Here is a 12,803-nt window from a genome sequence, read left to right on the forward strand (position 1 = left end):
ATCCTGCACCCCGAGGCGCATCGCAACCCCTTACCGGATAACTGCAAGTCCCTAACGCTTCTGGTGGGACCGGAAGGGGGCTTCAGTGATGAGGAGGTCACGGCTGCAGTTGATCAGGGCTTTTGCGCCCTGCAAATGGGACCGCGCATCCTGCGCACCGAAACCGCGCCGCTGGTGGGCCTCGCCCTGGCACAGGGACGTTGGGGTGATATCAGCCTGTGATGCTTGCGACCATGGATAGCTTCTCGTAGATTGAGTGTTTAAACACCGAGACAACGGCATGAGCATCAAATTAGGCGTGGTGATGGATCCCATCTCCGCCATCAGCTACAAAAAAGACAGCACCATGGCCATGCTGTGGGCAGCAGCTGATCGCGGCTGGACGCTTTACTACATGGAGCCTGGCGATCTCTCCCTGGATCAGGGCGCTCCTTTAGGTCGCATGGCCGAATTGCAGGTGTTTCGAGACCCTGATCACTGGTTCGAAATAGGCGAGGCAAGTCATCGCTCCCTGGCGGATCTGGACGTGATCCTCATGCGCAAGGATCCACCCTTCGACAACGAGTACGTCTACGCCACTTACATTCTTGAGGCCGCGGAGCGTCAGGGCACACTTATCGTCAATCGCTGTCAGTCCCTGCGTGACTGCAACGAAAAAGTATTTGCCACCCAGTTTCCCCATTGCTGTCCACCGGTGCTGGTGAGCGGCGACACCGCCCAGCTCAAGGCCTTCCATCAAACCCACGGTGATGTGATCTTCAAGCCCCTGGATGGCATGGGCGGTACGTCGATATTCCGTGTCAAGGAGGACGACCCCAACCTCAACGTCATTCTCGAAACCCTCACAGAGCTGAACACTCAGACAATCATGGCGCAGCGCTATCTCCCGGAAATCAAAGAGGGAGACAAGCGGATTCTCATGATAGAGGGCGAGCCCATTCCCTACGGTCTCGCGCGGCTGCCCATCAAGGGAGAAACCCGTGGCAACCTTGCTGCCGGCGGGTCCGGCCGCGCACAGCCGCTGTCCGAACGGGATCTTTGGATTGCAGCCCAGGTGGGCCCTTCACTGGTGGAAAAAGGGCTCATTTTTGTGGGCCTCGATGTCATTGGTGATTACCTCACGGAAATCAATGTCACCAGCCCCACCTGTATCCGGGAAATTGATGCCGCCTACGACACAGACATTGCCGGCAAACTCATGATTGCTATCGAAAAACGCCTGGCAAACCGCGGCTAGGGAATGACCACTGCGGTAGCCGATGGCAACGACCGACTCATGCTGGCGGTACTTATCGCCAGCACGCTCCACGTGCTGCTGATCTTTGGCGTGAGCTTTGATGTCTGGCGGGGTCAGCAAGCGCGCCACCAGGTAGAAGTCACCCTGGTTCAAACTCCTGGCCGACGTCCCGTCACTGCCGACCATATTGCCCAGGCGGATCAGACCGGGAGCGGCTCAGAAGCGCTCAGAGAGCGCGCCTCCGGTGCGCAAAGCGTCTTGCCACAAGCTATTGCCCAAAGCGCCCAGCGCCAGACTACTGCGAATGCGGGTCGCGAAAGGCTAGCGGCGCCGGCGATAACCTCCAGCAGCGGGGAGCGCAAGGTCGTGGATCGCAGCGGTGAGAAGCAAAACCTTGAAGACCTCCCGGAAGCTGAGAGGGAGCTCGCCCGCCTGCAACAGAAGCTTGCCCAGTTGCAGGCAGACCTCAATGTGCAGCGCCAGCAATACTCCAACCAGCCCCGGGTAAGACGCCTCACTGCGGTATCTGCGCGGGCCGCGGTGGATGCCGCCTATCTCGCAGACTGGCGCTCCCGGGTAGAGAGTGTCGGTAACCAGTACTACCCGGAGGCGTCCCTGCGCTACGGCATCTACGGGAGCCTGGAAGTGCTGGTGACCGTGCGCAAGGACGGCAGCCTTGAAGGCATCGAGATTTTGCGGTCGTCAGGCTATGCGGTACTGGACGAAGCGGCCATGCGCATCGTGCGTCTTGCCGCCCCCTACTCGCCCTTTCCTGATGAGTTACGCTCCACCACGGACAAGTTGGAGATCGTGCGCACGTGGCAATTCGAGCAGAACCCGCTAAGCTCAAATTAGCGTTATTTTGCAGCCAAACCATTCAGCACGGGACACTTGCTCAAGGGCATCGCAGGAGGTAAACGCTTGAAAGTATCAAGCAGTGACAGCCTTCGGGACCATTTCCTCCTGGCGATGCCAGGTCTGGACTCGGGGCTTTTCAGCGGCAGCATCACCTATATCTGTGAGCACGGCGAAGCCGGCGCCATGGGTATCGTGATCAACCAGCCCCTGGACCTGTCTCTCGGTGAAATCTTTGATCATCTGGAGATCGACTGCGCGTCTCCGTTCCACGACCAGCCCGTGCTCGCTGGCGGGCCGGTGCAAATCGATCATGGTTTTGTGCTCCATCCCAGGGGAGAGCAGTCCTGGGACTCTTCGCTAAGGGTGACGCCCGAGGTACAGCTCACAACCTCCCGGGACGTACTCACTGCCATTGCTGCCGGCGAGGGGCCCGATGATTTTGCGGTGGCGCTAGGCTACGCGGGATGGTCTGCCGGCCAGCTGGAAGAAGAAATTGCCAATAACAGCTGGCTTACCCTGCCGGCAGACAAAAGCATCATTTTTCATACCGCTATCGGGGACCGGGTCGCAGCTGCCGCCGCGGCGCTGGGCATCGATATGAATCTCATGAGTGCAGAGGCGGGTCACGCCTGAACACTGCCAACACTCCCCGTCGGGTTCTCGCCTTCGACTATGGACTGCGCCAGATTGGCGTGGCCGTGGGCAATTCAGCCCTGGGGACCACCCAGCCCCTGGCGATTCTCAAGGCCCGCGATGGTCAGCCCAACTGGACCGAGATAGCCGCGCTCTGCAAAGAGTGGGAACCGGATCTGCTGCTCATCGGGGACCCGCTGAACATGGATGGCACAGTGAGTGAGTTTGCCCAGCGCGCGCGAAAATTCGCCAGACGCCTGGAAGGACGTCTGGGTATCGCCATAGAGATGGTCGACGAGCGCCTAAGCAGTTTTGAAGTAAAGCAGCAGCAAAAAGAAGCGGGACACTCTGGCGATTATCACGAAAGCCCCGTGGATGACCTGGCTGCGGAACTGATCTTAAAGGACTGGCTGCGTAAGCTGTAGTACAACTATCGAAGGTTCAGCGATCAACCAGCAGGTCTACAGTGTAGTCGTAGCTGCTCTGCTGTTTATCAAACATCTTGATGCCCAGACGCACCTCATTTGCCGAATCCGCACAGCGAATCGCCTCTTCGGCGGTCACATCGCCGGCACAGTAACTGGCGAGGAGAGACTGATCGAGTGTTTGCATACCCTGCTCCGTCGACTTGGCCATGACTTCCTTGATGAGATGTATCTGACCGTTACGGATGTGGTCGGCAATCAGGGGCGAATTGAGCAGCAGCTCCATCACGGGTACCCGTCCCTCTCCCGTTGCCCTGGGCAACAACTGCTGCGCGATCATAGCGTTGAGGTTCAGGGAGAGATCCATAAGCACCTGGTCATGACGCGCCACGGGGAAAAAACTCAAAATGCGGTCGATGGCCTGATTGGCGTTATTGGCGTGGAGGGTACAAAGACAGAGGTGACCGGTTTCCGCGAAGGTCAGGGCCTGGGCCATGGTTTCCGCTGACCGGACCTCGCCAATCAAAATCACATCGGGCGCCTGACGCAGGGCATTCTGCAACCCTGCCTCGAAGGTGTCCGTGTCGATCCCCACTTCCCGCTGGGTTACCAGACAGCCAGCGTGGTCGTGCAAAAACTCAATGGGGTCCTCAATGGACAGAATGTGTCCACGGCTGTTGCGGTTGCGATGCCCCACCATGGCCGCAAGAGACGTCGATTTACCCGTGCCGGTCCCCCCGACAAACATCACCAAACCCCGTTTGGCCATGGCGAGCTCTGTGACAATCGGCGGTAGACCCAGCTCCGCAATTTTGGGGATTTCGTCCTTGATGCGCCGCAGCACCAAGCCATGCTGTCCCCGCTGCACAAAAGCGCTGGCGCGGAATCGCCCGAATTTGTCGGAGTGCACGGCATAGTTGCACTCCTGATTGCGAAGAAACTCCTGCTGTTGAGAAGGGGACATGGTTTCCAAAACGATGGACCGTGTCTGGTCTTCGGTGAGTCCGTCTTTACCAACGGACCGGATTTCTCCATCCACCTTAATTGAGGGCGCGGCACGTGCAGTGATAAACCCGTCCGATGCACCGGCCTCCACCATCTTGGCCAACAGCTCGTCAATTTGCATCAGCTACACTCCCCCAGTCATCGGTGTCAGGTACCCATGAACGCACGGTGATTTAGAAACTCCCCGGCATGCGGGCTTTCTCCCGCGCAACGTCGCGGGTAATCACCCGCTTGTCCACCAGTTCCTTGAGACTTTGATCCATAGTCTGCATACCCACGGCGTGACCGGTCTGGATGGCAGAGTACATCTGTGCGACCTTGTCCTCACGAATAAGGTTTCGAATCGCCGAGGTGGCGCGCATGATTTCATGAGCCGCCACGCGGCCCCCGGAGGTGCGCTTCATCAATGTCTGTGAGACCACCGCCTGCAGGGACTCTGAGAGCATGGAGCGAACCATGGATTTCTCTGCCGCAGGGAAGACGTCAATCACGCGGTCGATGGTCTTGGCTGCCGAGGTGGTGTGCAGGGTGCCAAACACCAGGTGACCCGTCTCTGCGGCGGTGAGGGCAAGCCGAATGGTTTCGAGATCACGCATCTCGCCCACAAGAATAATGTCCGGGTCTTCCCGCAGCGCACTGCGTAGCGCCTCCGCAAAGCCCAGGGTATCCCGATGTACTTCCCGCTGGTTGACCAGGCACTTTCGGCTCTCATGGACAAATTCGATAGGATCCTCAATGGTGAGAATATGCTCGTACTTGTGGTCGTTGATAAAGTCGATCATGGCAGCGAGCGTTGTGGATTTACCGGAACCGGTCGGCCCCGTCACCAGAACCAGCCCCCGGGGCATCATGCTGATATCCCGAAACACCTGTCCCATGCCCAGATCTTCCATGGTGAGCACCTTGGAGGGAATGGTCCGGAACACGCCGCCAGCACCGCGATTCTGGTTGAAGGCATTCACACGGAAACGCGCCACACCGGGAACTTCGAAGGAGAAATCTGTTTCCAGAAACTCCTCAAAGTCCTTGCGCTGCTTATCGTTCATGATGTCATAGATGAGTTCGTGCACCTGCTTGTGCTCGAGGGGCGGCAGGTTGATGCGTCGCACATCGCCGTCGACACGAATCATGGGAGGCAATCCGGAGGAGAGGTGTAAGTCCGAAGCACCCTGTTTGGCGCTGAACGCCAGCAGTTCAGTAATATCCATAAGCCGCCCCTACACTCCCTGTTTGGACTGGTGAACGTCGACCTAGTGGAAACGACTGGCAGCGATAGTGTCGCCGCAGGCCAGCTCCGCTACCATAGCGGTATGGACAACGATCTTATCGCCGCCAATATAACAAAGGTACTTCAACAGGTAAGTAGTGCGGTGGAAAAATACCAGCGCCCTGCGAACAGCGTCAGAGTCATGGCTGTGAGTAAAACCCGGCCTGCAGAAGCCGTGCGCCAGGCAGCGGACGCCGGCCTGACAGATTTTGGTGAAAATTATCTGCAGGAGGCTCTGGAGAAAATCGAGAGCTGTGCAGATCTCGGACTCACCTGGCACTTTATCGGCCCTATTCAATCGAACAAGACACGCCCTATCGCCGCGCACTTTGACTGGGTGCACAGCGTCGATCGCGAGAAAATCCTCCGCCGCCTAAGCGAACAGCGAGACTCCTTGTTGGCACCCCTCAACGTGTGTATACAGGTCAACGTGTCCCGGGAAGAGAGCAAGTCCGGCATAGCGCCACAGCAGTTGGCGCCGATTCTGGCCCTGGGCGCAGAGTTGCCAAATGTTCGCCTGCGGGGTCTTATGGCCATCCCCGCACCCGCTGAAAATTTTGCGGCACAGAAAGCGGCCTGCGACAGCCTCGCGGCTTTGTTCGAGGAAGCCCGGCGAGAGCACCCGACCCTGGATACCTTGTCCATGGGTATGTCGGCAGATTTGGAGGCTGCAGTCGCAGCAGGGAGCACCATGGTGCGCATCGGTACGGCCATCTTCGGTGCACGGCGGTGATGAAGCACCCCGTGGCCAGGATGTATACTGTCGCGCCTTAATTCACAGCTATTCAAGGCATTTCCGTGAGCGAATTTACTACGGCATTTATTGGTGCCGGTAATATGTCACGCAGCATTATCGGCGGACTGGTCGCCAGCGGCGTTGACCCCCGATCAGTGAGCGCCAGCAACCCGAGCAAGGGGCCCCTCGAGGAGCTTGAAGCCCTCGGACTCACACAGCTCGGCCACAGCAACGTGGATGTTGCCTGGAGCGCTGATGTGGTGGTGCTCGGCGTCAAGCCAAAACTCATTCAGGCCGTCTGTGAAGAGCTGTCACCAGTGATTCGCGACGATCATCTGGTGGTTTCAGTAGCAGCAGGCGTTACCGCAGATAACCTTTATCGGTGGCTGGGCTCAAAAAGCGATGTTGTGCGCTGTATGCCCAACACCCCTTCCCAAATCGGCGCCGGAGCGAGCGGCCTGTTCGCCCTGGCATCGGTGGGAGAAGCCAATCGCCAGCGCGCAGAAGAGGTCATGAGCGCCGTAGGCGTGGTCCGCTGGGTCGATGATGAATCGCTGCTCCACGCGGTCACCGCCGTCGCCGGATCCGCCCCGGCATATTTCTTTCAGTTTATGGAAGCCATGATTGCCGAGGCCGGACGTATGGGTCTGGATGAAGAAAGCGCGCGTACACTCTGTGCCCAAACCTGTATCGGTGCCGGTCGCATGCTCGCAGAGGGAGACCTTGATGCCGCAGAGCTGCGGCGCCGGGTATGCAGTCCCAACGGCGCCACCGAGCGTGCCGTGGAGGCCTTTAGCGCTGGTGGCCTGGACAAACTGGTGAGCCAAGCCATGGAGGCCTGCGCTGCACGTTCCGAGGAGCTGGGGCAGGAATTTTCCTGAGCCTTTCAAACAACCGGCGAGCGCAGCTGCATTTGCCAACGGCCGTCATAAACAGCGGATAACTATGAACGCATTTAACGAAATCACAATTTACCTGGTTCAGACACTTCTGGGCATCTACCTACTGATCATGCTCATGCGTTTCGTACTGCAGCTGTCGCTGGCAGATTTCTACAACCCCATATGCCAGTTTCTGGTACGTGCAACAAACCCCCTGGTGGTGCCTCTGAGGCGCATCATTCCCGCACGGGGCCGACTGGACTTTGCCTCCTTCGTGTTGGCGATCGTGATTCAGCTGCTGGGCATTGTCGCCATGCTCCTGCTTAACGGCGTGGGTTTACCGCCGGTAAGCCTGCTGCTGGCCTGGTCCGCGGTGAGTGTTATTGGCCTGCTGGTGAAGATCTACTTTTTCGCCCTGCTGGGCATGATCATCCTCAGCTGGATTGCGCCAGGCACCTCCAACCCCGCCGCCTACCTTATGTTTCAGATTACCGAACCGGTCATGGCCCCCTTCCGGCGCGTGTTGCCCGCCATGGGTGGCATGGACTTCTCGCCGATCCTGCTTTTTATCCTCATCAATATTATTCAGATTGCCCTGCGCAATTTTGCCGCGGGCCTGGGGCTCCATCCCGCGTTGGTGATGGGTATCTAAGGCCGGGAATACACCGTGCAGAAAAGCTCTGTTGGCATTGTCAGTCCCCGCATCGAGCGCTTCGAGGAGCCGCTGCACTTTGCAGGCGGGGGCAGCCTGCCGGCCTATGAACTGGTTTTTGAAACCTATGGCGAACTCAATGAATCGGCTAGTAATGCCCTACTGATTTGCCATGCTCTTTCGGGGCACCACCACGCTGCGGGCTATCACAGTGAAACAGATCGTAAACCGGGGTGGTGGGACGCCTGTATCGGCCCGGGGAAACCCATCGATACGCGGCGTTTTTTTGTGGTGTCGCTCAATAACCTTGGCGGCTGCCATGGGTCCACGGGCCCTGCAAGTGAGAACCCTAAAACCGGCAAGGCTTTTGGTCCTGAATTTCCCCAGCCCCAGGTGGATGACTGGGTAGATGCCCAGGCACGCTTGGCAGATCGACTCGGCATTGATTGCTGGGCCGCGGTCGTGGGAGGCAGCCTCGGCGGCATGCAGGCCATGGCCTGGTCCCTGCGCTATCCCGAGCGCCTGCGCCACTGCGTAGTAATAGCCGCCGCCATGAAACTGAGCGCGCAAAACATTGCCTTTAATGAGATTGCCCGAAGAGCGATCATGTCGGATCCGGATTTTTCCGGTGGCTACTATCTTCGTGAGGGCAAGCAGCCCACCCAGGGGCTGGCCCTCGCCCGCATGGTGGGTCATATCACCTATCTGTCTGACGATGCTATGGCCTCGCGCTTTGGCCGGGAGCTGCAGCCTGGAAGCGGCGACGATACGGAGGACGGCGCACCGCAGTTTCAGATCGAAAGCTATCTTCGCTATCAGGGGCAGCAGTTTTCCTCGGTGTTCGACGCCAACAGCTATGTACTCATGACCCGCGCCCTCGATCAGTTTGACCTGGCTGCCGCCTACGGCGGAGACGCTGTTGCCGCGTTTGCAAAGGCGAGCTGCGATTATCTGGTACTGTCTTTCTCCACGGACTGGCGGTTTTCTCCAGCGCGCTCAAGGGAGATCGTCGACAGCTTACTCGCCGCAGAGCGCCCGGTGAGCTACGCGGAAATTGAAGCCGACGAGGGACACGATGCCTTCCTGCTCCCCGTACCCCGCTATCTTGCGGTGCTCAACGCCTATCTGAAAAGGGTGCAGGCCTGATGCGCCAGGACCTTACTCACATTCTCCGCTGGATAAAATCCGGGGCCAGTGTGCTCGATCTGGGCTGCGGAGACGGGCAGTTTCTGGCGCTCATTCAGAAGGAGCGCCGTGCCCGGGTCATGGGCATCGAAATTGATCCGGATGCGATTACCGCGGCCATGGGGCGAGGACTCAATATTATCGAGCAGAACCTCGATGGTGGTCTGGCAAACTTTCCCGACCAGAGTTTTGACATGGTGGTCATGGCGCATGCGCTGCAGGCGGTGCAATACCCCGATCAGGTTTTGGAGGAGATGCTTCGCGTAGGGCGCGAATGCGTGGTGACCTTTCCCAATTTCGGGCAATGGCGCAGTCGTTTGCACCTGGCTACCCGGGGACGCATGCCCGTGTCGCGATTCATGCCCTACAGCTGGTATGACACACCCAACATCCACTTTTGCACGGTGCGGGATTTCGAAACCCTCTGCGACCACCGGGGCATCAAAATTCTCGGGCGGGATATGATCGGGGGCAATGATCGCGGTACGAGTCTCGCCCGGCGCTGGCCCAATCTTTTTGCAACAACGGCGATCTACCACATCAGCCGATGACTCGCAGGAGTGCTCGACCCATGAACAAACTCCCTTCCTTTTCGCTCAGGTGGCTAGCCCACCTGTCCGTGCTCTGTCTCGCCGTCTGCGGATCGGTCCAGGCACAGCTTTCTGAGCGCTTCGGTGACTACGAGCTGCATTACAGTGTTGTTAATACCACGTTCATAGAACCCCAGGTGGCCGCGCAGTACGGGCTGGCCCGGGGCAGCCGCCGAGCCATTATCAACGTCTCCCTCCGTGAGCACCTGGAGGACGGCAGCACCGTGGCCAGAAAAATGAATCTGGATGGACGGAGCTGGGACCTCACCCAGGCCCAGGTGGATTTTGACTTTATTGAAGTGCGTGAGGGACCCGCTCTGTATTACATCGGCGAATTCAAATTCATCAATCGCGAGTGGCGCTTCTTTGACATCAGCTTTACCCCCGAAGGTTCTGAAGAAACCCTGAACATCGATTTCAAACAGCAGATGTACATCAATGACTGATGCACCCTCAGCTCCGTCAGCACCATCTTGGCTCTCGGGAGACATCGTGGTGGCCAGTGGTAATCAGGGAAAAGTCGCAGAACTTGCGCGACTCTTCGGCCATTTACCGGTGAATCTGAGGCCTCAATCGGAGTTCACCGTCGTTCCTGCCGAAGAAACCGGGCTGACTTTCGTGGAAAATGCCATTCTCAAGGCCCGTGCGGTGGCGGCGCAGACAGGCTTACCGGCGCTGGCCGACGACTCCGGGCTAGAGGTGGACGCGCTCCGGGGAGCTCCGGGTGTGCGCTCGGCCCGCTATGCCGAAGGCAGTGACGGCGATGATGAGGCCAACAAGAGCAAACTGCTATGGGCCATGTCTGATGTGGCAGACAATGCCCGCCAGGCGCGTTTTCATTGCGTACTTGTCCTGTTGAGGCACCCGGAGGACCCCGTGCCCCTCATCGCCCAGGGTCGCTGGGAAGGCGTGATTCTTCGCGAGGCCCAGGGCGAGGGCGGCTTCGGCTATGACCCGCTGTTTTTTGTTCCCAGCCACGGACTCAGTGCGGCGGAGCTGGACTCCGCCGACAAAAACGCCATTAGCCACCGCGGTGTGGCCGCCGCCGAGATGCTGACTCTCCTTGGCGCAGGCTGAGTCGGCGCCAGTCCATGGAAGCACCTCAGCTTGGCCTCTACGTGCATCTTCCCTGGTGCGAACGTAAGTGCCCCTACTGTGATTTCAATTCCCACGAGGCGTCGGACATACCCGAAGCGGCCTATGTGGACGCCCTCATCGCCGATTTACGGGCTGAGATCGCGGATCAGCGTCGGGATATAGAAACCGTCTTCATTGGTGGGGGCACGCCCAGCCTGTTCAGTGTCGAAGCAATCAGCCTGCTTATGGATGCGGTGCAAAGCGCCGGACTGGCACCGGGGGCGGAGGTCACCATGGAAGCCAACCCCGGGAGCGTCGAGGCAGGCCGACTTAAGGGCTATGCGCAGGCGGGGATCACGCGCTTTTCCCTGGGCATACAAAGCTTTAACGATGGCGCCCTGAATGCCCTGGGCCGCATTCATGATAGCAACCTGGCGCGCAACGCCGCGGCGGCGGCCCGAGAGTCCGGCGCAAGGAGCTATAACATCGATCTCATGCACGGTCTCCCGCATCAAACCCTGGAACAGGGGCTGGATGATATTCGCTCTGCACTGGCACTGAATCCACCCCATCTGTCCTGGTATCAACTCACCATCGAACCCAACACGCGCTTCTACTCGCAACCGCCAACGCTTCCCGAGGACTCGATTCTTGGCAGCCTTGAGGAGGAGGGCAGCCGTCTTCTTCAATCAGCAGGCTTTCATCGCTACGAAATTTCGGCCTGGGCGCTGCCGGGGCAGGAGTGTCAGCACAATCTCAACTACTGGCGCTTCGGCGACTACCTGGCCATCGGTGCCGGCGCCCACGGCAAGCTCAGTACGGCGGAAGGCAGGGTTTTTCGCTACGCCAAAACCCGTCAGCCGGGTGACTATCTGGCGACCGGAGGGACTGAGCGTCGCAGTTTACGGGTCCTGGACGATGCCGATCGCCAGGGGGAGTTTGTGCTCAATGCCCTGCGCCTCGCCGAAGGATTCAGCCTGACGCTCTTCGAAGCCCGTACGGGTCTCAATGCTAGCCGAATTGGGCATATTATCGACGGGCTCGTGGATCGCGAATTGCTGGCACTGGACGGAGAGCAGGTGCGCACCACTGAGCTGGGAAGACGTTTCCTGGACGATGTGGTGGCGGCTTTCTTTCCCGGGGACCCGGACTAGAACCTAGTCTTCAGACGGGCGGCGATACAGTAAATCCCAGACGCCGTGACCCAAACGCCGACCTCGGAGCTCAAACTTGGTACGGGGCCGCTCTTCAGGGCGGGGCACAAAGCCGCCGTTTTCGCCACAGTTCTCCAGCGCTGGGCAGTTATCAAGTACCTCCAGCATATGCTCGGCATAGGGTTCCCAGTCGGTAGCCAGATGCAGGACTCCCCCGGGGCTCAGGCGGCTGACCAGAAGCTCAGTGAATTCGGGCTGAATAAGACGACGCTTGTTGTGACGCTTTTTATGCCAGGGATCAGGGAAGAATATCTGAATGCGCTGCAGGGAATCCGGAGCGATACAGTTTTCCAAAACGTCCACGGCATCGTGGCACATCGCCCGGACATTGCTGAGGCCCATCTCCTGGACCCCGTGGAGCAGTCGCCCTACACCGGGTCGGTGAACTTCTACACCCAGGTACTGGCTTGAGGGTCGGGCGGCGGCCATGTCCAGCAGCGACTGGCCCATGCCAAAGCCGATCTCCAATACCCGTTCACCGGGGCATCCAAAAAGCGCATCGAAGTCTAAAAGCTCGGGACGATAATCGATGCCCCACTGGGACCAGCCCTCATCAAAGCCGCGCTGCTGAGCCTCCGTCATGCGTCCGGCTCTCAATACAAAGCTTTTGATGCGCCGCCGGGGATGCTGCGGAGTATCAGTCATAAACTTACTGGCCCAGGAGCTGCCACCCGGCGGCAGCCATACAGGCCCAGGCCGCGATAAACGCCAGACCGCCAAGAGGTGTCACCGCGCCCCACCAGCGCACGCCACTTAAACTCAAAATATACAGGCTTCCGGAAAACACCAGGATCCCGAGCACAAAGAGTACGACGCTGGATTTAAGGAGCATGGAGGCAGGAAATTGGAGGAGAAGCAGTCCCGCAATCAAGAGCGCGAGGCTGTGATAGAACTGGTATTGCACGGCGGTCTCGAAGACCCCAAGGGAATAGCTGTCGAGACGGTCCCGGAGGGCGTGGGCACCAAAAGCACCAAAGGCGACGCTTAACAGGCCACCCAGGGCTCCCAGGAAAAATCCAAGCTGTGCCATAAAAAACTCCGGC

17 protein-coding genes are annotated in these 12,803 nt (G+C 58.8%); 13 read left to right on the forward strand and 4 right to left on the reverse strand.

The annotated features are described in order from the left end of the window. The 5 genes from ACTG3T_RS08920 to ruvX form a co-directional block, all read left to right on the forward strand. Nucleotides 1–222, forward strand: a 222-nt coding sequence (locus tag ACTG3T_RS08920) for an RsmE family RNA methyltransferase (protein WP_439101919.1), incomplete at its 5' end; no start/stop codon positions are given. Nucleotides 223–280: 58 nt separating this feature from the next. Beyond that, nucleotides 281–1,237 (forward strand): glutathione synthase, encoded by a 957-nt coding sequence (gene gshB, locus ACTG3T_RS08925; RefSeq protein ID WP_439101920.1) that lies wholly within the window; start codon nt 281–283, stop codon nt 1,235–1,237. A gap of 3 nt (nt 1,238–1,240) precedes the next feature. Continuing rightward, on the forward strand, nt 1,241–2,092 hold the full coding sequence (locus ACTG3T_RS08930; protein ID WP_439101921.1) for an energy transducer TonB: 852 nt from the start codon (nt 1,241–1,243) through the stop codon (nt 2,090–2,092). A gap of 66 nt (nt 2,093–2,158) precedes the next feature. Further along, nucleotides 2,159–2,728 (forward strand): YqgE/AlgH family protein, encoded by a 570-nt coding sequence (locus ACTG3T_RS08935; protein ID WP_439101922.1) that lies wholly within the window; start codon nt 2,159–2,161, stop codon nt 2,726–2,728. Then, a complete protein-coding gene (ruvX, locus tag ACTG3T_RS08940; protein WP_439101961.1) occupies nt 2,725–3,153 on the forward strand; it encodes a Holliday junction resolvase RuvX in 429 nt (142 codons plus the stop codon). The genes ACTG3T_RS08935 and ruvX overlap by 4 nt, the downstream gene beginning before the upstream one ends. A 16-nt stretch (nt 3,154–3,169) precedes the next feature. On the opposite strand, the gene ACTG3T_RS08945 is transcribed toward ruvX, so the two are convergent. Together ACTG3T_RS08945 and ACTG3T_RS08950 are read right to left on the reverse strand one after the other, a co-directional pair. After that, nucleotides 3,170–4,279, reverse strand: coding sequence for a PilT/PilU family type 4a pilus ATPase (locus ACTG3T_RS08945; RefSeq protein WP_439101923.1), 1,110 nt, complete (start codon nt 4,277–4,279; stop codon nt 3,170–3,172). A 52-nt stretch (nt 4,280–4,331) separates the two neighbouring features. Further along, nucleotides 4,332–5,366 carry a type IV pilus twitching motility protein PilT gene (locus ACTG3T_RS08950; RefSeq protein WP_439101924.1) on the reverse strand — a complete coding sequence of 345 codons (1,035 nt, stop codon included), beginning with the start codon at nt 5,364–5,366 and terminating at the stop codon, nt 4,332–4,334. 30 nt (nt 5,367–5,396) lie between these two features. Here ACTG3T_RS08950 and ACTG3T_RS08955 point away from each other — a divergent pair, with 30 nt between their 5' ends. The 8 genes from ACTG3T_RS08955 (at nt 5,397) to hemW (ending at nt 11,700) form a co-directional block, all read left to right on the forward strand. Further along, entirely contained in the window at nt 5,397–6,158 is a 762-nt protein-coding gene (locus ACTG3T_RS08955; protein WP_439101925.1) for a YggS family pyridoxal phosphate-dependent enzyme, read from the forward strand. A 65-nt stretch (nt 6,159–6,223) separates the two neighbouring features. Next, nucleotides 6,224–7,042, forward strand: coding sequence for a pyrroline-5-carboxylate reductase (gene proC / locus ACTG3T_RS08960; RefSeq protein WP_439101926.1), 819 nt, complete (start codon nt 6,224–6,226; stop codon nt 7,040–7,042). A gap of 64 nt (nt 7,043–7,106) precedes the next feature. Further along, on the forward strand, nt 7,107–7,694 hold the full coding sequence (locus ACTG3T_RS08965) for a YggT family protein (RefSeq protein WP_439101927.1): 588 nt from the start codon (nt 7,107–7,109) through the stop codon (nt 7,692–7,694). A 15-nt stretch (nt 7,695–7,709) separates the two neighbouring features. Beyond that, nucleotides 7,710–8,840 (forward strand): homoserine O-succinyltransferase MetX, encoded by a 1,131-nt coding sequence (gene metX, locus ACTG3T_RS08970; RefSeq protein ID WP_439101928.1) that lies wholly within the window; start codon nt 7,710–7,712, stop codon nt 8,838–8,840. After that, nucleotides 8,840–9,430, forward strand: a complete 591-nt coding sequence (gene metW, locus ACTG3T_RS08975; RefSeq protein WP_439101929.1) for a methionine biosynthesis protein MetW — start codon at nt 8,840–8,842, stop codon at nt 9,428–9,430. The genes metX and metW overlap by 1 nt, the downstream gene beginning before the upstream one ends. Before the next feature lie 20 nt (nt 9,431–9,450). Further along, nucleotides 9,451–9,915, forward strand: a complete 465-nt coding sequence (locus tag ACTG3T_RS08980) for a DUF4426 domain-containing protein (protein WP_439101930.1) — start codon at nt 9,451–9,453, stop codon at nt 9,913–9,915. Beyond that, nucleotides 9,908–10,546, forward strand: coding sequence for an RdgB/HAM1 family non-canonical purine NTP pyrophosphatase (gene rdgB / locus ACTG3T_RS08985; protein WP_439101931.1), 639 nt, complete (start codon nt 9,908–9,910; stop codon nt 10,544–10,546). Before ACTG3T_RS08980 ends, rdgB begins: the two co-directional genes overlap by 8 nt. Nucleotides 10,547–10,560: 14 nt before the next feature. Next, the gene (gene hemW, locus ACTG3T_RS08990) at nt 10,561–11,700 is read left to right on the forward strand and encodes a radical SAM family heme chaperone HemW (RefSeq protein WP_439101932.1); all 1,140 of its coding nucleotides are present in this window, start codon (nt 10,561–10,563) and stop codon (nt 11,698–11,700) included. Nucleotides 11,701–11,703: 3 nt separating this feature from the next. On the opposite strand, the gene trmB is transcribed toward hemW, so the two are convergent. After that, nucleotides 11,704–12,405 (reverse strand): tRNA (guanosine(46)-N7)-methyltransferase TrmB, encoded by a 702-nt coding sequence (gene trmB / locus ACTG3T_RS08995; protein WP_439101933.1) that lies wholly within the window; start codon nt 12,403–12,405, stop codon nt 11,704–11,706. A gap of 4 nt (nt 12,406–12,409) precedes the next feature. Further along, nucleotides 12,410–12,790, reverse strand: a complete 381-nt coding sequence (locus ACTG3T_RS09000; RefSeq protein WP_439101934.1) for a DUF423 domain-containing protein — start codon at nt 12,788–12,790, stop codon at nt 12,410–12,412. Nucleotides 12,791–12,803: the final 13 nt, after the last annotated feature.

The sequence above is a fragment of the Congregibacter sp. genome (assembly GCF_965660375.1).
In the GTDB taxonomy this organism is placed as follows: Bacteria; Pseudomonadota; Gammaproteobacteria; order Pseudomonadales; family Halieaceae; genus Congregibacter.